Origin of the sequence: Hymenobacter oligotrophus, assembly GCF_003574965.1 — a bacterium.
GTDB lineage: Bacteria > Bacteroidota > Bacteroidia > Cytophagales > Hymenobacteraceae > Solirubrum > Solirubrum oligotrophum.
On the sequence record NZ_CP032317.1, the window covers coordinates 1,208,066 to 1,226,441 of the forward strand.

Sequence of the window (18,376 nt, forward strand, 5' to 3'; positions counted from 1 at the left end):
GAGCGGGTAGGAAACGTGGGGCAAAGGTAACGGCCCTCCCGACATCTGCCCGCCGCTTTGCCGCCCCTACCGGCGCACCACCCCGAAGCGTTGGCCCTGCACGTCGAGGATAATGGTGCGGCCGGCAAAGGGTTCGTTGCCCAGCATCCCGCCCATGCCGCTGAAGCGCATCAGTGCCGATTGCCACCAGCTGGTGCCCTCGATGTATGTAACTGTGCCGAGCGGCAATGCGGCGGGCCCTAGGTGCAAACGGGCAAGGGTGGGCGCGGTGTAGGCGGTAAGCGTTTTGCCCCACGAGCTTACCGCGCGGGTTTGTACCGGTGCCGCGGGTTGCGCCAACTGTTGCCAGCGGCTTTGGCTGGTGAGCAATGCAAAAGCACTCGTGCCGGTGTCGAAAAGCAGTTTGCTATTCTCGCTCCGCAAGCCCGCGTTCAGCAGCACGCGGCGGCTGTCGAAAGCCAACGGAACGAAATCGGCGCGGCGAGCCAGGCTATCGGGGGTGCGCGGCAGCAGGCTAAACCGCTGGCGGGCATAATCCACGACCAGCACCCTGCCTTCGAGCACGTCGGCCCCGAGCGTACCGATGATAAACGGCTGGGTGCTGTCGGGGGGCAAGGCGCGGGCACCGTAGCGCAGCACCGGCAGCCGGCGGGCCAGCACTTGTCCGTCGCCTAGGGCAAACCGGAAGTTCCGGACCGAATCGGCCTGCAGCAATAGCGCCCGACGCGTGGCGGGGTAACGGGCGCGTAGGGCGGCCAGGGGGTGTTGGTACAGTACCGTGTACGGCGCGCCCGTATCGAATTGCAGGTAGCACGTGCGGGCGCAGCCGGGCAGCCGCACTGGCACCAACTGGTAGGCGTGCGCGGCCACGGGCTTGGCCGAGCTATCGGCCCGCCACACAAACGTGCAGCTTGCCGGCAGGCCGGTTACGGCCAGTTGGTTGGCCCCCGGCTCAAATTTGCTGCGGAAGTACAAGTAGCCGGCCCCACCGCTCGCCAGGAGCAGTAGGGTTAGCAGCAGTAAGGCGGTGCGAAGGGTTTTCATCAGGAGGCAGGCGCTGGTTGTTTGTTGGCCAAACGTACCGGCCCGCCCCGTTCATGCTTGCGTCATTTACCCGCCATTTCGCCGCCACTACTCTTAACTAGCTGAGGAACTTTAATTTGCATTCACAAACCAACAGGGTAAACATCCAGCCGGCCCTGCCGGAGACGCCGGGCGTAGTAGGCTACCACCGTCACATTGAGGACGTAGGATAGCACGAACAAGGCCACAAACCCACCGGCAAAAACCGGGCGCTGGTAGTGCGCCGCTACCCAATTGCCGAACGCCAGCAGCAGGTAGGCAAAAAAGCACCCCACCTGCCACAACAACTGAAAGCCGAGTACGCGACTTCCTACCTCGGCCACGTGGAGAATGTGGTGGCGGCGGGCACGCCAGAGCAGCAACGGCACCACCACATTGAGCAGCGGAAAGATGAGCAGGCTAAGGGCGCTCAGGTTTAGCAATTGCAGAAATTGCGGGTCGGCGCGCAGGGCTGCGGCGGCCGGGGCCGGCTCCCTAGGTGCGTGGCTTGGCGGCGTGGGCAGCAACTGCGGCTCCGAGCAAAAGTCCTCGAGGCTTACGCCCAGCGCCGCGGCCAGGGCCTGCAGCGTGTGGCCCCGCGGCACGGTGTCGCCCTGCTCCACCCGCTGAATGGTGCGCAGGCTCACGCCCGAGTGCTCGGCCAACACCTCTTGCGAGTAACCTTTGCTTTTGCGAATGGCAGCAATGCGGGCGGCAGAAAACATAGCGGGCGGTGAATGGGCCATTAATATTACCGTTTCGGCTGCTGATAACCGCCAACTCAACAGCCGCCGAACCCTGCGCCCGGCTCCGGTGTTGATTTCGGATATGGATATGCGCGCCTTAACCACGCGCCGGCTTTCGGGCTGGCTTTTCTACTGCTGCCTCTCGATCGGGCTGGTTTCCTGCGGCAAGCAGCAAACGCTGCAAGGCATCTTCAGCCAGCCCCGCACCCCCCACGAGGCCTACGCCCGCAAGCTGCGCCAAGCCCGCCTCGACCAAACCGCCCTGGGCAAAGATTGGCTGACCGCTGCCGACCGGGCCCTGCGCGACTCGCTGGTGGTAAGCCTGCCGTTTAAGGAAACCGGTATTTTTCGGGCCGATCAGGCATATGCCGCGTCGTACCGCTACGCCGTGCGGGCCGGCGAAAAAATCAGCATCACGCTTACGTTGCAGCCGGCCTCAGCCGATGTGCATGTGTTTTTGGATGCCTTTGAGCTTGACCCCGACGACCGGCGCCTGCGCCCCTTGGCCTCGGCCGATACCGTGGCGCGCTCCTTTAGCTACGTAGCCGAAGACGACCGCCAGCACTTGCTGCGGGTGCAGCCCGAATTGCTGCGCAGCGGGCGTTTTACCATCCGCATTCAGCGGGCGCCCTCGCTGGCTTTCCCGGTGCAGGGCAAAAACGACGTGGCCGTGGGGTCGTTTTGGGGGGCCGAGCGCGACCGGGGTGCGCGCCGCCACGAGGGCATCGATATTTTTGCTAAGCGCGGCACGCCTGCCGTAGCCGCAGCTCCGGGCATGATTACCCGCGTGAACGAAACGCCCCTAGGTGGTTTGGTGGTGTGGCTGGCCGATGCCCAGCACGGGCAGCACATTTACTACGCCCACCTGGATAAGCAGCTGGTGCAACCGGGGCAGTTGGTAAAAATCGGCGACACGCTGGGCCTGGTGGGCAACACCGGCAACGCCCGCGGCACCAAACCGCACCTGCACTTTGGCGTGTACCGCAGCGGCCGCGGCGCCGTGGACCCCTACCCCTTTGTGCGCCGCCCCGACGCCGAGCCCGCCGCCCCGCGCACCGCGCCCGAGCGCCTAGGTCAGTGGGTACGCCTAACGGCCGGCAACACCGCCCTGCGCCCCGTGCCCACCGAGGCGCGTGCCAAGCAGGCCGCCATGCCCAAAAACACGCCGCTGCTGGTGGTGGGCGCCACCGCCGGTTGGTTGCGCGTGCAGGCCCCAAATGGCAAGCTGGGCTACGTACCCGCCAAAGCCGTAGCCACCGAGGCTCTGCGCCGCGAGGCCCTGGCCACCCACGCCGACTTGCTTACGCACCCCACCCCGGCCGCGGCTCCGCTCGATACCTTGCCGGCCAACACCCGCGTAGCGGTGCTGGGCGAGTGGAGCGGCTACCGCTTGGTGCGCAACGCTGCGGGGCAAATTGGCTGGGTACGGCCTACTTAGGTGGCGAGCTGCTGCCAACGCCAAACGGCCCGCTCCACAACCTAGGTGGGGCGGGCCGTTTGGCGTTGGCAGGGCCGAATAGTTACTCGGCAATTACCACGGCTTTGTTGAGTTTGCGGGCGTAGGCAATGCGTTTTTCGCGGCCCGAAGCATCGGTGTAATCGAAGCCCACGGCGCGCTTGTCGGTTTGCACGGCGCTCCAGCCTTCGGCATCTATCTCGGAGGGCGGAGCGGTAACGGTGCGCGGAATGGCGGGCGAGGTGAATTTGTCTTCGGCGAAAAACATATTCATGCCCTGCAGTATGGCCAGTTCGCGGGCCCGTACCGAGCCGGCCTGCGGGTCGTCTTGCAAGGTGCGCTCATCAATAAGCGACTTGGCCGGCATGATTTCGTTGCGCAGCGTGTCGCCCTTGGCCGAGATGATCAGGAAGCGGGCGTTGGCGTCTAAGATCTTCGGGCCTTGCAGCAGCAGCACAAAGTTGTCTTTGCTTTTGGGGTCGGAAAAGCTGCGCTGCACGGCCACCGTGCGCAGCACCGTGCGGCTGTTGAGGCGGCTACGGCTGGCTTCGGGCTTGGGCGTGTACAGCTTGTCGGCGTTGCTGGAGGTGCCCACTTCGCGGTCGGTCGTGACGCACGAGGCTTGCACCAGCAGCAGCAGTAAGGCAATAGGAGCGACTATTTTTTTCATGGGTGTGGAGTAGAGAGAAGGGAGGCAAACGAAAGTAGGAGCGCCAGGGCCTCGGCGGGCGTCGTAAGCCGAAAATTTCATACCGGCTTTGCTTGCTCCACGTACGCAGGCACGGGGGGGCATGGTTGCACCTCAACAGCTATTAGAAGAGGCCTATTTCGAGGCCCGCCTGCCACGGGGGCAACTCGGGGTATCTGGCTGCCCGCTCGCCCCGGAAAGTACCCGACAGGCGGTAGCGCACCACGGCGGCGTAGCGGTTGGCCCCCACCCGCCCCGCCAGCCCGAAAGCCCAAGGCTGCACGTACGGCAGCCCGTGCGCTACCGCATTCAGGCGCCTCGCGGTGCTGGCGCTGGGTTTGTCCTCGGTACGGTGCGCGGTGCCGATTATGCGCCCGCCCCAGGCACCCGCATCCAGGTACCGGCCCACGATATTACCCCGCCGCCCGGCGTTCAGGCGCAACCAGGCTTCGAGGTCGGCGCGCTGCAGCACCAACGATTCGCGGTGGTGCAGTTCGGGCGTGGGCAGCACTTTATCGGCGTTTTGGGCGAGGCTGTACTGCAGGCGGGCATAACGCGCATCAAAGCCCAAGGCCAGGTGCTCGGCCAGGCGGTGCTTTTGCCGCAAGCCCAAGGTGAGCTCGGCCGAAGCGGCCGGGCGCAGCTCGGCGCCCTGCTGCGCGGGTTGGCCCAGCACAAAGGCGTAGCCCACGTACAGGTGGCGGAAAAGCTGGCGGTTGGGCCCGTACCGTTGCCGCACCGTATCGGCGGCTACATCGGTGCTGAGCAGCGGCCGTTGGGCGGCGGCCGAAAACGCGGCGCCGAGCAGCAGGCCGGTTAACAGCCCGGGTAAAAGGTGCCTCATGGCAAAGGGTAATGAAGCGTGAAGCCGCGGTAATGCACGCGCAGCACGTCGCCGGGTTGCCAGGCACCGGTGGGCAGTTGCAGCACGGCGCGCTGGCTTACCTCCAGCACCTCGTAGCGGCGCAGGCGGCCGGCGGCGTCGGCTAGTTGCCAGTAGCAGTATTCGGGGTTGGGCGGGGGTAGCGGAATGCCATCGGGCGCGGCCGGAGCGGGCTGCGCGGTGGCGGTGCGCTCTTTGCCTGCCCGCGGCACTTCCAGCCGCCCATCGGCCGTCGCGGCCCTAGGTGCCGCGACGGCCGAGTCGGTGCGCAGCGGCAAAGGCCGGAGCACCAGCGTGGCCTCAGGCCGGATAACTACCTCAACGCCCTCGGTCGTGGTTACCGCATCGAGCGTGGGGCGGGCAGTTGCTGCGCTGGGCTGCAGGCATTTGACGGCTTGCGGCAAACCGTAGCCGTGGGCGTAGTCAAAATACGGGTACAACCGCCCCGACTGCTCCAGCACGTGAAACAGCTCCATGGCTTTCAGGCCGCGCTGCTGCTGCCACACGCAGGCGGCCAGGCCTGCCACCAGCGGGCTGGCAAACGAAGTGCCTTCGGTGCGCTCGTAGCGCCCACCCGGCACGGCGGCTACCACGCTGCCAAAGGCCGCCACGTTGGGCTTGCGGCGGCCCCCGGCGGCAGGCCCGCGCGAGCTGTATTCGGTGGCCAGCCAAGTGTCGGCATCGAGGCCGCCCACGGCCAATACCGAGTCGGCATCGGCGGGGGTGCCTACCGTGCGCCAGCGGGGGTCGTCGCCGTCGTTGCCGGCGGCGCACACCACCAGCATGCCTTTGCGCACGGCCATGGCAGCGGCCCGCGCTACCAGCGAGGTGCGCCCGTTCATTTGCTCCCGGAAGTAACGGGTATCGGTGTAACCTAGGGAGGAGTTTAGGATATCCGCCCCGTTGCGGTCGGCCCACTCGGCGGCGGCCAGCCAAGCTTCTTCCTCGCCAAAGGTTTCGCGGCCGGTGCGCTCGGTGCGGGCCAGCAGGTACTCGGCTTGCGGTGCCAGGCCCAGCGGCGTGCCATCGGGCAAAGCCCCCGCCAGGCACGAAAGCACCTCGGTGCCGTGCATGCCGCCGCCGTACACAAACTCGCTTTTTTTGATGAAATCGTAGGTAGCCACCACGCGGCGCTCCTGCTGCAGGTGCGCCAGGCCGGGGTGGCGGCTGGCCCCCGTAAACCCTACATCCAGAATAGCGACCCGAATGCCGCGGCCATTGAGGCCGGCCTTGCGCAGGGCTTCGGCACCTAGGGAGCTGGTTTGGCGGTGGGCCAGCTGCCGGTCATCGGCCGTTAGCTCATCGGCCAAGCCCACTGTGGGCAAACGCCGAGCAGCAGGCCGCAACTCGGCGGCGGGCATGGGCTCTACGGCGCGCACCCCCGGCAAGCGCCGCAGCGCCGCTACTTGGTGGGGCTTGGCCCAGCAGGCCACCGCATTAAACCATCGGCTGCTGCCGGCTACCGAATCAACGCTTTGCTGCACTTGCCGCAAATAGTCGGGGCGCAGCGGGAAGTCGGTGGAGTCGGACAGCGGCAGGCCCTGGCGGCGGCGGCGCGCCAAAGCCGGGGCCGAAAAGTATGCCTCGGCCCGAAAGCTAACGCCCCGTTTGTCGCGCAAAAACACCCAATACTTAGCGGGCTGGGGCGTGGCGGTTTGTGTTGCTGCCGGCTCCGGAGCCGATGCCCCCGGCAGGACCAGCGGCGCGGCGCCAAGCAGGGCAGATAACAGTGGGAGTAGCAGCAACGGAAATGCAGTAGTTGAGGCCCGAAAAATACAGTAGTTCGGGGCTCCCGGCAAACATCGGCCCCTGCGCGGCCATAACAACTTGCCGCGGCCGGGCTGCGTACGCTGCGGCAAGCGCATTGCTGCCGAGCTGCGCTTGTGCCTAAACCTACTCCGCTATGAAAACCACCCTTCGCAACCTATTGCCGGCCACCGCTTTGGTAGCCGCGCTGGCCTTTACCCCGGGCTGCGTTTCGCAGAAAAAATACACCGCCCTGCAAACCCAAAATACCGAGCTGACCCGCTCGCGCGATCAACTTCAGGCCGAAAAGAACGCCTTGGAGCAGGAAAAAAACCGTTCCGAAGAAGAATTGCGCCAACGCCTGGTATCGCGCAGCCAGCAAGTAAACCGCCTGAACGAAACTTTGAGCGGCGCCGAAAAGGAAAATTCCCAGCTTTCGGCCGATTTGAAAGAACGCGAACAACGGCTGGCCGAGCTGCAAACCAAGCTGGCCGAGAAAGACCGCGCCGTGCAAGCACTGCGCAAGCGCGTAGCCGATGCGTTGCTCGGCTTCAACGCACAGGATTTGCAAGTAAACCTGCGCAACGGCAAGGTGTACGTGTCGTTGTCGGAGCAGCTGCTGTTTAAGTCGGGCTCTACCAAAGTCGATCCGCGCGGGCAAGACGCCTTGCGCAAATTGGCCACGGCCCTGAAGGGCAACCAAGACGTAAACGTGCTCGTGGAAGGCCACACCGACAACGTGCCCATCCTGAAAGGCACGGCCGGCATTCGCGACAACTGGGATTTGAGCGTGCTGCGCGCCACCGAAATCACGCGCATTCTCACCGAATCGGGCATGGCTCCGGGCCAGGTTACGCCCTCGGGCCGTTCGCAATACGCCCCCATCGCCCAAAACGACACGCCCCCCAACAAGGCCCTAAACCGCCGCACCGAGATTATTCTCACGCCCAAGCTCGACGAGCTGTTTCAGATTTTGGAGCAAAACTAACCTAGGCAGCTGCCGCAAAAACGCCGCGCGTCCGACAAAGGCGCGCGGCGTTTTTGTGTACCGACCTCCGGGCCTACGGTTGCCCTTGCCCTAGGTGAAACTCCTGCACGGGCTGCCATTGCCGCCCATCGTGCCGAAACAGCACCAGCGCGGTAACCGCAAAGGTGGCCGCGTAGCTGCGCTGCTCGAAATCCTGCTTGAGCGCGGGCACTTGCTCCGGCGGCAAGTCGCGGGTGGCAAGCGTCATGTGCGGCGTAAAGGGCCGCTTTTCGTGCGGAATGGTTGGCAGCTCGGCCTTGCAGAAGCGCACCAACGCGGCGTGCAAATGCTTTAGCGCTTCGGCCTCCGACACGTGCACAAACAAGGTGCGGTTGCCAAACCAAGCAAAATTGTGCAGCCCCACCTCTACCGCCTGGTGCTCGGCCGCGAAGCGGGCCAAGGCCGGCAAGGCTTGGGGCTCGAACTCGGCCGGCACCAGCCGAAAAGGCGGAATAAGCGTGATGTGCGGCGGCAGGCGCACGGCGTTGCGCGAACCGGTGCGGCGGTGCACCTCCTGCTTCAGGGCCCACACTTCCGAAAACACGGGCTCGGGCGGCAAGGTGGCCAGCAGGTAAAGCGACGGCGGCGTGCGACTGGATGTTTGCTGTTCGTTCACAGCCTCTCCAACGCACGCCGCCGGCTTGGGGGTTACAGCCCTAGGTGCTACAGGCCGTATTTGCTCAGCAGGTAAATAAGGCTGGCCATGGCCGCGCCGCCCAGCTCCAGCTCGCGCTTGTGCACCTTGTCAAAGTTATCGGCGGCGGTGTGGTGGATGTCGAAGTAGCGCTGCGAGTCGCAGTCGTAGCCGATTAACACCTTGGCTTGGTCCTTCAGCGGGCCGATATCGGTGCCGCCGTGGCCGGGCTGCAGGTTGCCGGCGTTGTAGGGCTGCAGCAGCGGGCTCCACTTTTGCATTTGCGTTACGGTGGCCTTGTTGTTGGTTTCGAGGCCGAAGCCGCGCGGCGTAAAGCCCCCACCATCCGACTCGATGGCCGCCAGGTGCTTTTCGCCGGCAGCTTTGGCCAGCTCGGCGTACTTAATGCCGCCGCGGTTGCCGTTTTCTTCGTTCATGAACAGCACAGCGCGCACCGTGCGCTCGGGGCGCAGGCCCGAGGCCAGCAGCAGGCGCAGCGCCTCAATGCTCTGCACGCAGCCGGTGCCGTCGTCGTGGGCGCCCTGGGCCAGGTCCCACGAGTCGAGGTGGCCGCCAACGGTGATGATTTCGTCGGGGTATTTGCTGCCCTTGATTTCGCCTACCACGTTGTAGGATTTTACATCGGGCAGGGTTTGGCAACCCATTTCCAGCTCAAACGTCAGGCCGGGGGTTTGCTTTAGCTGCTCGCTGAGGCGGTTGGCGGCCAGGGTGCTCAATGCTGCGGCCGGCACCTGGGTTACGCCGTCTTCGTAGCGCATGGTGCCGGTGTGGGGGTTGTCGTCGAGGGCGCTGGTGAGGGAGCGTACCAATGCCCCTACCGCACCGCGCTTGGCGGCCTCCACTGCGCCGCTGCGGCGCTGGTCGCCGGCGGCGCTGTACGCGGCGCCGGGCTCGATGAGGCGGTCGTCGAAGGGCCGGTTGAAAAACACGAACTTGCCCTTCACCTTTTCGGTGGGCAAATCGCGCAGCTCCTGCATGCTGCGCACCTCAATTACCTCCGCCTTCAGCTTGCCCTTGGTACCCACCGAACCACCTAGGGCGCACACGGCTACGCTTTGGTTGCCTTTGCCGGCCTTAAAGCTACCCTTCTCTTTAGGGCCGCGCACCCAGTGCGGCACCATTACCTCTTGCAGGTACACGCGGTCGAAGCCCAGCTTCTCCATGGTTTGCTTGCCCCACTGCACGGCCTGCTCGGCCTGCGGCGAGCCACTCAGGCGCCCGCCGATGTTTTGGCACAAGTAGCGCAGGTTTTCGTAGCTCTGGCCGCGGAGCAAGGCCTCGTCGTAAATTTTGCGGATGTTGGCCGAGTCGGATTTGGCATCGGCGGTTTGGGCCGTAGCCGGCGCAGCCAGCCCGGCTGCAAGCAGCACGGCCGCCGCGGCGGTAAGAAAACGGTGGAGCATGGAAAGTACAGTGGATGGAAACGCCAACCGGGCGCCACGGGCACAGACACCTTACACACCACCGCAGTTGCGCAGCTGGAGCGGTGGCAGCGGCGGCAACAAATAAAAGCCCGGCGCGGCTCCCAACCAAACCGGTGGGAGCCGCGCCGGGCGCCGGGCAAAGCCGCGTGGGCTATACCAAGGGCACAAACAACTCGTCGGCGGGCTGGGGCTTGCCGGCCACGGCCGCCTCGGTATCGGCGGCGGGCAGCAGCAGCACGGGCACGGTGGTGTTGCGCAGCACGCGCGCCGTAACGCTGCGGTGAAAGAGCTGGCCCAACAAGCTGCGTCGGCGGGCTACCATCACCAGCAGGCTGCCGCGCTGCTCGTTTAGTACGCGCAGAATGCCATCCTCGGGCGCGCTCACCACGGGTTGCTGAAAGCTAAGGCGCTGCTCGCCGCGCAGCAAGCCGCTGGCCTGCACTTGCTGAAGGGCTGCTATACTGGCTTTGGCCGCCGAGCCAACTGTGTTGACCACCGCCAGCTCGGGCGCCCAGGTGCTGAGCACCTCGTTAAACAAACCCGCTGCGGGCGCCGGCACCGCAAAGGCTTCGCCGTCGACGGCCAGCACCACGCGGTACGGCGGCGCAAGGGCCGCCGAGGCCGGCACCAGCATAATGGGGCAGGTGTTGTAGCGCAAGGTGTTCAGGGCGCGGTTGGCCAGCAGCGCCTCGAAGTAGCTGTTGGTTTGGGTGAGGCCCAGCACCAGCAGCATGGGGTTGTAGCGCTCGATGATGGCGTCGATGTCCTCGTCGAAATTGCCGTCGATAATGGCCGCGGAAGTGGGCACCAGCATGTCGTCGGCCAGGGCTTGCAGCTTAGCGGGCAAGGTGCGGCGTACTTCGGCCGAGGTTTCGGTGGCGTTGCTGGGCAACGTCAGCTCTTGGCTAAGGTGCAGCAGCACCACGCGGGCGCCCAGCGGGGCAGCAACTTGGGCGGCGTAACGGCGGGCCTGCTCGGCGGCCGGCGACAAATCGGTAAGAACAACGATGGTGTCCATGGCGGGGTAGTTCCTGGTTTCAGGTATGCCCCAAAGGTGCGGCTCCCGCCCAGCTTGCCCCATGACGGATATCAGCCCCGCGGCATGACATTTCTCAACCGGGACATAGTATCCGCAAGCCCCCAGCAACTTGCCTTTATCGGTCCTGCTTCAGTTGAGTGGGAGTAGAAGTTAGGAGAACGAAGCAATTGGTTAAAAACGCCTCCCCAGAACCGTCATGTCGAGCTTGTCGAGACATCTCGCCGGATGGCATTGTCATCCTGAGGCGTCAGCCGAAGGACCTTATCACGTTGGAACCCCATCCCCCAACCCCTTCCTCAAAAGGAGAAGGGGAGTGGATACTATCCAACGTCAGCAGGCATGAGAAGGTCCTTCGCTTTGCTCAGGACGACAACGCTATGCGGCGTCAGCACGCGAGATGTCTCGACAAGCTCGACATGACATTCAGAGGGTCGGCATGACGAGTAGTAAGGCCAGCTGCTTCAACTGCGCCAAGCAAAACCACCTACGGAAGCTGTGTTTTAACAGCCCCACTCTTCATCCGCCGCTCCCCGCAAGGCAATGCCGGCCAAGCATTCGCACAGCCAATCATGCAAGTACAAAAACAAGAGGCCGCAGATCGGGCATCCCGATCCGCGGCCTCTGCGCTGCTTGGCTCCTTACCCCTTGGCTGACCTAGGGAATTGCTTACAGTTTATTTGCCTCCGCCGTAACGCTTGGCGGTAGCCGTGGCTGGGCCGCCGCTGGCGGGCATTTTCACCTCGAGCAAGTAGCTAAACTCGTCGTCGGCGATGGCGGGCACGGGGCGCGGGGCACCTAGGGCTTCCACGGTTTCGAGGATGGTATTGGAGTGCCCCACTACCAGCACGGCTTTGCCCTGGGGCGTTTGCCGAATGCGGGCTGCCAGCGCAGCCAAACCGGGTCCGTTGGCTTCGTAAGGCTCGATGGTGCGCTTTTTCGCTTCGGCCAGCGGAGTGGCGGTGTCCTTGGTGCGGCGTGTGTTGGTTGAGTACACGGCCACGATGGGCGCTTTGCGCAGCACCTCGGCCAAAGCGCGGGCGCGGGCTTGGCCAGCTTCCGTCAGGGGCGGGTCTTGCGGGTTTTGCTCGGTGGCTTTTTCGGCGTGGCGCACCACGTACACCGTGGTGATTTTGGGCTTGGCTGCCTCGGGGGCGGTAGAGGCTACGGTGCCAAACAGCAGCGGCAACAGGCACAGGGTGCGGAGCGCAGAGAACATAAACGTGGGTTTTCGGCAGTGGAACTCAACAGACGCAACTGCCTAGCGGAAGACGCATTACTTTAAGCTCAAAATTTGTTGCAGCTCCGGCGCCGATACCGTCAGCAGGCCCACTTTAGGCAGGCGCGCGGTGAGGGTGCGCCAGTTGGGGTCTTGTTTGAAAATGGGTTTCAGCATCTTTTTGGCCTCGGCTACCTGGCCTTTGTTGGCCAGCGTAATGGCGTGCCAGTAGCGCATTTCGAGATTTTGCGGGAAAGCCTGCTCGGCCGTTTGGTACTCGCGCACGGCCGTGGGCATGTCGTTTTTCTCCACGGCCAGGTCGCCGGCGTTCATGTGGTCGTAGGCGCGGTGCAGCTTCAGCAGGCGGCGCAGCTCTTTCAACGGCTCGGGGTTGTCGTCCACGCGCAAATCCACGAGGCGGTCGTCCCAGGGCGTTTGGCTGGCACTGGCGCCCACCACCAGCAAAGCAGCCGATTGCCGGCCGCGAATGTCGCCACCTTGGGCCTGGGCAGCATCGAGGGCGGCCAGTACGCGCTCGGCCAGCGGCTGCCCTTCGCTTTGCTCAAAGGCTTTCGCCATGGCTGGCCATACCTTGTCCGAAACCATCATGTTGGCTTGCACCGAAAACTGCTTGCCCGTAATGTGGCCGGCCATATCGACGCACTTTTTGCCGGTGTGCGCGGCCACGTTGCCTTTGCTATCCACGATGGCCACCTGGCGCACGTCGCGGCCTTCGTCGGTCGAGAGCAGCTCGTCGAGGGCTTGCTGAGCCGTTTTGCCGCTCTTCAGCAACGCCAACCCGCGCATCCCGAACGACTTGTTGGTGAACGACTGCGTAGCTACAGCCCCCACCCCAGCCTCGGCCCACGATACGGCCGTGCCCACCGAAAACCAGTGGCTTTGCACGGCCACAGCCATTTCGCCGGTTTTGGGGTCGCGGGCTACAATGGAGTAGGTGTACGCAAACGGCTCTTGTTTAGAGAAGACCTGCTGAGCGTAGCCGGCTACGCTCAGCAACAAAACGCCAAATAAGGTAAGTAAGCTGCGGTGGAACATGGTTGAGGCTGATGAGGGAATGAGGAGGTAAAATGGTAGTTGATGCGGCGCTGAAGATAGAAGCCCGGCGCTCATCGGCAATTACAACGTTGCCTAGGTACCAATCCGGGCCGAAAGCAAGAACACGCGCCTGCCAAGTAAGCAAGCGCGTGCAGTGCCCGAAGTGGCGCGGCCCTAGGTGCCGCTTAGCCTTGCGGGTTGGCCGGGCCGTAGTCGCCGGGGCTCACGGGGTGCGGGTGGGCCGGCTCGGCGGGTGTGGGGCGGCCTGGCAGCTGCATTTCCCAGGCCGAGTTCAGGCTTTGCAGGTGCTGGTGCGCGGTGAGGTCGAATTGGCAAGGCACAATGCTGATGTAGTTATGCGCCAGCGCCCATTCGTCGGTATCCTCGCCTTGGTCTTGGTTGAGGAAGTTGCCAAGCACCCAGTAGTACGGCCGGTTGTAGGGGTCCTGGCGGGTGTCGAACTCTTCCTGCCACTTGGCTTTGGCTTGGCGGCACAGCCGGGCGCCCACAATCGGGTCGTCAGATTTTTTGGGGATGTTCACGTTCAGGGCCGTGCCAGCCGGAATACCCTTAGCTAGGGCTTCGCGGGCAATGTGTTCAATCCACGGCTCGGCGTGCGAGAAGTCGGCCTGATGCGAGAAGTCGCATAAAGAGAAGCCAATAGCCGGCAGTCCTTCAATTGCCGCTTCAATAGCCGCCGACATGGTACCGGAGTAGATTACGTTGACGGAAGCATTGGAGCCGTGGTTAACTCCCGACACCACCAAGTCGGGCCGGCGGTCTTTCAGCACCAAGTGCTTGGCAATTTTGACGCAGTCGGCGGGGGTGCCCGAGCAGGTGTAGGCTTCCAGGCCCGCGAACAGGTAGCTGCGGTCGAGGCGCAGCGGCTCGGCCAGGGTAATGGCGTGGCCCATGCCCGATTGCGGCGAGGCCGGTGCTACCACCACCACTTCGCCCAAGCACTGCATTACGCGCACCAGCACGGCAATGCCGGGCGCGGCGATGCTGTCGTCGTTGGAAATCAGAATCAGAGGGCGAGAAGAGGCATCGTTACTCACGGCAAAGGCTTGGTTGGTCGGCACTAAATACGGCGGCAAAGGTAGGCGCGGCTACCACAACGCGGCATTAAGGCTGGTGTACCGGGCCTAGGTAGTTGCGCGCAGGATGGCCGCAGGCAGGGTAAAGGAGCGGGTTGTGTAGGTTTGCGCCATGCTACGTACTACCACCTACGCTGCAGCGGCGGCGCTCTTGCTCGCCTCCTGCCAGCCCGACCGACAACCCGCCACCGAACAAGCCACGGCGCCTGCCCAGCCAACCGCCCCCAGCCCTACTGCCGATTCGGCCACCGCACCCGCCGGTAGCCTGCCCGCTGCAGCGCCCACGGATAGCTCTTTCCTGATTCGGCGCGGCTACGTGGGCCCCTTGCGGCTGAACATGAAAGAAGGGGCGCTGCTGGCCGCCGTACCCGCGCGCAGCCTCCGCAAAACCACCCGCACCCTCGAGGGCATTACCTACCCCGTGTACGAGTACCGCCCCCCCGGTACGCCCGCCTCCGCCGAGCCCCTGCTGCTCGAAATGGTAGGCGACGAGGAAGAAGGCTACCGGCTGTGGCGCGTGCAGGTGCGCGATGGGCGCTACCGCACGGCCGAGGCTATTGGCGTAGGCGGCACCTACGGCGAGGCGCGCCGGGCCTACGGCATCCAAACCATCGAGCGTACGGAGGCGGGCTTGGTAGCGGTTTCGGAGCGGCTGAACGCCAGTTGGGTTCTCGACGCGAAGAACCTGCCGGCCAGCGCTCAATTGCGCAAAGACGATATTCCGGCGGCTACACCAATCGTCGGGGTTATACTTTTCCGCTAGGGTGCTAGGCCAGGGCGTGAGATTCAGCAAACGATTATGTACTTTGGCGGCGAAGGCTCTGCTTACAGCACGCACAGTCGGGCAGCGCCAACCGTCTACCACACCGCTATACTCCCCTGATGCCGCTGTTTGAAAACCGTTACCGCTACGCCGACCTAGGGTTGCTGATCCTGCGCGTGGGCTTGGGCGTGATGTTCACCATACATGGCTACCCCAAGCTGATGGGCGGCCCCGAAAAATGGGTTGCCGTGGGCGGTGCCATGAAGCATTTTGGCATTACGGTGGCCCCGGCCGCTTGGGGCTTTGCCGCCGCCGTTGCCGAAACCATTGGCGGGCAACTGTTGGCGCTGGGGTTGCTGTTTCGGGTGGCCTGTGCCATGCTGTTCCTTACCATGGTGGTGGCCGCCTTTTCGCACATTGCCACGGGCGAAGGCTTCGGGGGGTACTCCCACGCCGTCGAGTCGGGGATTGTATTCCTAGGTCTGCTGTTCATCGGCCCAGGCAAATACAGCGCCGACCAGGTGTTGTTTCCGCCGCGTCGTCGCTTGTACTAATGCTTGATACCAAAAGCACCAGCTTGTTGCTTTACAAATAATTAAAACTCAACAAAGCCTGCGCGCCGCGTAGGCTTTGTTGTTTCACCGGCCCACGCCATCGGCCACCGAGTTGCTGCACTAGCTGCACTATGTGCATCTGGTTTCGTGCAAGCTTGGCATCTTGCCGCCTCCAACCTCCACTGCCCAATGCTCACCACGCTGCTACTGGCCGCTAACCTACTGGCCTCCTCCCCTGCCGATACCAAGCCCGACTGGCGCACCCCCTTCGAAAAAGGCAACGGAAACACCACCACTACCCACGCCGAGTGCATTGCTTACTACCAGCGGCTGGCAGCGGCCTACCCCGAAATTAAGGTGCGCGAAACGGGCTCGACTGATGTAGGCCTGCCCCTGCACGAGGTGGTGATTTCGGCCGACGGCGACGCCGACCCGGCCAGCACCCGCCAGAAAAACCGGCGCGTGCTGCTCATCCAAAACGGCATTCACCCGGGCGAGCCGGAGGGCATTGATGCGTCGATGATGCTGGCCCGCGACCTGGTGCAGCAGAAAAAGCTACGCCCCTTGCTTCAGAACGTAACGGTGGTCATCATCCCGATCTACAACGTCGATGGGTCATTGAACCGCAACTCCACCACCCGGGCCAACCAAAACGGACCTAGGGAATACGGCTTCCGCGGCAACGCCCGTAACCTCGACCTCAACCGCGACTACATTAAGCAGGATTCGCGCAATGCCCGCTCCTTTGCCGAGCTGTTCCGGAAGTGGCAACCCGAGGTGTTCGTGGACACCCACACCTCCAACGGCGCCGACTACCAATACACCATGACGCTGATTGCCACGCAGAAGGACAAGCTGCACTCGGCCGTAAGCGAGTACCTAACCAAGCGCCTGCTGCCCGCGCTGTACGGCGGCATGGAGAAGAAAAAGTGGCCCCTTACGCCCTACGTCGATTTTGAGGGCCGCACGCCCGATGCCCGCGGCTTGCAAGGTTTTCTGGAAACGCCGCGCTACTCCACCGGCTACACCACGCTCTTCAATACGGTTGGCTTCGTGACGGAAACGCACATGCTGAAGGCTTATAAACCGCGCGTACAGGCCACCTACGACTTCCTGCACTTGCTGCTAAGCCAAGTGAACACCGACGCGGCCGCCATTGCCACGGCCCGCGCCGAAGCCGACCGCCAAACCGCTGCCCAACGGCAATTCGCGCTGGCCTGGCAGCTCGACACTACCCAAGCCGAAACCTTCACCTTCCGGGGGTACCAAGGCAAAACCAAGCCGAGCGAGGTAAGCGGCCAACCGCGCCTGTACTACGACCGCCAAGCGCCCTTCACCAAAGCCATACCCTACTACAACACCTTCCGGCCCAGTGTGCAAGCCAGCGCACCTAGGGCGTACTTGGTGCCGCAGGCCTGGGGCGAGGTAATTGAGCGGCTCCAACGCGGCGGCCTGCGTTTGCAACGCCTCACCCGCGACACTACCCTCACCACCGAGGTGTACTTCATCGAGGACTACAAAACCGGCCAGCGCCCCTACGAGGGCCACTACGTGCACAACCAGGTGCGCGTACGCCCCGAGCAACGCAGCGTGGCCTTCCGCCGCGGCGACTACGTGGTGTGGCTGAACCAGCCCCAAAACCGCTTAGCCGTGGAAACCCTGGAGCCGCAAGCCACCGACTCGTACTTCGCCTGGGGCTTTTTCGACAGCATTTTGCAGCAAAAGGAGTATTTCTCGGATTACGTATTTGAAGACGTAGCCGCCGAGCTGCTGCGCCAAAAGCCCGAACTACGCCAACAGCTCGAAGCCCGCAAAAAGGCCGATCCGGCCTTTGCCAAAAGTGCCGCCGCTCAGCTCGATTGGGTATATCGGCAGTCGGCTAACTACGAGCCTACGCACCTGCGCTACCCCGTAGCCCGTTGGCAAGGCGGCAACCTGCCCGTCGAATAACCTCCTAACCCGCGGCGGTACGCTACTGCCCCACAAGTAGTTAGCTAGCCAGGCTTAGCAGCTCCGAGTTACCTCAACTTACCCTTTCAATTCTCCACCCGTGGTTGCCGAATCTGTTCTTGAGCTCCAGCAGCTTAGCAAGCGTTACGGCCGCACCAAGGCCGTGCAAGATCTTACCTTATCGGTGCCGCGGGGCAGCGTGTACGGTTTGCTGGGGCCCAACGGCAGCGGCAAAACCACCACCCTGGGCATTGCCCTAGGTGTGCTGCATGCCACGGCCGGCACGGTGCGCTGGTTTGGCCAGGCACCCAGCGCAACCGCCCGGCGCCGAATTGGGGCGCTGCTCGAAACGCCCAACTTCTTTCCGTACCTGAGCGCCCGCCAAAACCTTCAAATCGCGGCCGACATCAAAGGCGCTGATGAAGCGGCGATTCAGGCCGCCTTGCAAACCGTAGAACTGGCCAACCGCCAGCACGAGCCGGTACGCGGGTTTTCGCTCGGCATGAAACAGCGCCTTGCCTTGGCCTCGGCGCTGCTCGGCCAACCCGAGGTGCTGGTGCTCGACGAGCCCACCAACGGCCTCGACCCCACCGGCATTGCCGACGTGCGTGCCCTAATCCAACGCTTAGCTGCCCAAGGCAAAACCATTATCCTGGCCAGCCACTTGCTCGATGAGGTGCAGAAGGTGTGTACCCACGTGGGCGTGATGCACCAGGGCCAGCTACGTGCAGCTGGCGCGGTCAGCGCTATTCTGGCTGCCACCGACCGCGTGCACCTGCGCCTAGGTGCCGAGGCTGCACCTGGGGTGTTGGCCCAAGCCCTTGCTGCCCTGCCCTTTGTGCACGATGTGCAAACGTTGGCCAACGGCGCCTGCAGCCTCGCACTCGCCAGCGGCCACTCCGCTGCCGACGTCAATCGGGCCCTTTTTGCGCAGGGCTTGGCACTGGCCCACCTCAGCACCGAGCAACGCAGCCTCGAAGCCGAGTTCCTGCAGATCATCCAGAAATCCTAACC

General features: G+C 63.8%; 17 protein-coding genes. 6 read left to right on the forward strand and 11 right to left on the reverse strand.

Annotated elements, in window-relative coordinates:
- Nucleotides 1-66 precede the first annotated feature (66 nt).
- Nucleotides 67-1,044 carry a hypothetical protein gene (locus D3Y59_RS05080; protein ID WP_119444064.1) on the reverse strand — a complete coding sequence of 326 codons (978 nt, stop codon included), beginning with the start codon at nucleotides 1,042-1,044 and terminating at the stop codon, nucleotides 67-69.
- Between the two features lie 122 nt (nucleotides 1,045-1,166).
- Complete coding sequence (locus D3Y59_RS05085) at nucleotides 1,167-1,787, reverse strand: helix-turn-helix domain-containing protein (protein WP_162910564.1); 621 nt, start codon at nucleotides 1,785-1,787, stop codon at nucleotides 1,167-1,169.
- Here D3Y59_RS05085 and D3Y59_RS05090 point away from each other — a divergent pair.
- Complete coding sequence (locus D3Y59_RS05090; protein WP_162910565.1) at nucleotides 1,759-3,246, forward strand: M23 family metallopeptidase; 1,488 nt, start codon at nucleotides 1,759-1,761, stop codon at nucleotides 3,244-3,246. The two genes, D3Y59_RS05085 and D3Y59_RS05090, sit on opposite strands and share 29 nt — an antisense overlap.
- Nucleotides 3,247-3,328: 82 nt before the next feature.
- Here the strand turns inward: D3Y59_RS05090 and D3Y59_RS05095 are convergent, their stop codons facing one another.
- The 3 genes from D3Y59_RS05095 to D3Y59_RS05105 form a co-directional block, all read right to left on the reverse strand.
- Complete coding sequence (locus D3Y59_RS05095; RefSeq protein WP_119444067.1) at nucleotides 3,329-3,934, reverse strand: hypothetical protein; 606 nt, start codon at nucleotides 3,932-3,934, stop codon at nucleotides 3,329-3,331.
- A 142-nt stretch (nucleotides 3,935-4,076) separates the two neighbouring features.
- Nucleotides 4,077-4,796 (reverse strand): hypothetical protein, encoded by a 720-nt coding sequence (locus D3Y59_RS05100; protein ID WP_119444068.1) that lies wholly within the window; start codon nucleotides 4,794-4,796, stop codon nucleotides 4,077-4,079.
- Nucleotides 4,793-6,580 (reverse strand): S8 family serine peptidase, encoded by a 1,788-nt coding sequence (locus D3Y59_RS05105; protein WP_162910566.1) that lies wholly within the window; start codon nucleotides 6,578-6,580, stop codon nucleotides 4,793-4,795. Before D3Y59_RS05105 ends, D3Y59_RS05100 begins: the two co-directional genes overlap by 4 nt.
- A 158-nt stretch (nucleotides 6,581-6,738) precedes the next feature.
- On the opposite strand from D3Y59_RS05105, the gene D3Y59_RS05110 reads away from it, so the two are divergent.
- Nucleotides 6,739-7,569: an OmpA/MotB family protein gene (locus D3Y59_RS05110; protein ID WP_119444070.1), complete on the forward strand. Its 831-nt coding sequence runs from the start codon at nucleotides 6,739-6,741 to the stop codon at nucleotides 7,567-7,569.
- A 73-nt stretch (nucleotides 7,570-7,642) separates the two neighbouring features.
- On the opposite strand, the gene D3Y59_RS05115 is transcribed toward D3Y59_RS05110, so the two are convergent.
- The 6 genes from D3Y59_RS05115 to surE form a co-directional block, all read right to left on the reverse strand.
- Complete coding sequence (locus D3Y59_RS05115; protein WP_162910567.1) at nucleotides 7,643-8,224, reverse strand: 2'-5' RNA ligase family protein; 582 nt, start codon at nucleotides 8,222-8,224, stop codon at nucleotides 7,643-7,645.
- Nucleotides 8,225-8,271: 47 nt separating this feature from the next.
- Entirely contained in the window at nucleotides 8,272-9,666 is a 1,395-nt protein-coding gene (locus tag D3Y59_RS05120; RefSeq protein WP_119444072.1) for a M28 family peptidase, read from the reverse strand.
- 172 nt (nucleotides 9,667-9,838) lie between these two features.
- Complete coding sequence (locus D3Y59_RS05125; protein WP_162910568.1) at nucleotides 9,839-10,705, reverse strand: universal stress protein; 867 nt, start codon at nucleotides 10,703-10,705, stop codon at nucleotides 9,839-9,841.
- A 694-nt stretch (nucleotides 10,706-11,399) separates the two neighbouring features.
- Nucleotides 11,400-11,942 carry a SixA phosphatase family protein gene (locus tag D3Y59_RS05130; protein ID WP_119444074.1) on the reverse strand — a complete coding sequence of 181 codons (543 nt, stop codon included), beginning with the start codon at nucleotides 11,940-11,942 and terminating at the stop codon, nucleotides 11,400-11,402.
- A gap of 57 nt (nucleotides 11,943-11,999) precedes the next feature.
- Entirely contained in the window at nucleotides 12,000-12,998 is a 999-nt protein-coding gene (locus D3Y59_RS05135; RefSeq protein ID WP_119444075.1) for a DUF1028 domain-containing protein, read from the reverse strand.
- Between the two features lie 185 nt (nucleotides 12,999-13,183).
- A complete protein-coding gene (gene surE / locus D3Y59_RS05140; protein WP_119446336.1) occupies nucleotides 13,184-14,056 on the reverse strand; it encodes a 5'/3'-nucleotidase SurE in 873 nt (290 codons plus the stop codon).
- A 151-nt stretch (nucleotides 14,057-14,207) separates the two neighbouring features.
- Between surE and D3Y59_RS05145 the strand changes: the two genes are divergently transcribed.
- The 4 genes from D3Y59_RS05145 to D3Y59_RS05160 all read left to right on the forward strand — a co-directional run bounded on the left by D3Y59_RS05145 (nucleotide 14,208) and on the right by D3Y59_RS05160 (nucleotide 18,374).
- A complete protein-coding gene (locus tag D3Y59_RS05145; RefSeq protein WP_119444076.1) occupies nucleotides 14,208-14,858 on the forward strand; it encodes a hypothetical protein in 651 nt (216 codons plus the stop codon).
- 119 nt (nucleotides 14,859-14,977) lie between these two features.
- Nucleotides 14,978-15,412 carry a DoxX family protein gene (locus D3Y59_RS05150; RefSeq protein WP_119444077.1) on the forward strand — a complete coding sequence of 145 codons (435 nt, stop codon included), beginning with the start codon at nucleotides 14,978-14,980 and terminating at the stop codon, nucleotides 15,410-15,412.
- Nucleotides 15,413-15,601: 189 nt separating this feature from the next.
- Nucleotides 15,602-17,362, forward strand: coding sequence for a M14 family metallopeptidase (locus D3Y59_RS05155; RefSeq protein ID WP_119444078.1), 1,761 nt, complete (start codon nucleotides 15,602-15,604; stop codon nucleotides 17,360-17,362).
- Between the two features lie 100 nt (nucleotides 17,363-17,462).
- A complete protein-coding gene (locus tag D3Y59_RS05160; protein WP_119444079.1) occupies nucleotides 17,463-18,374 on the forward strand; it encodes an ABC transporter ATP-binding protein in 912 nt (303 codons plus the stop codon).
- The last annotated feature ends 2 nt before the right edge of the window (nucleotides 18,375-18,376 follow it).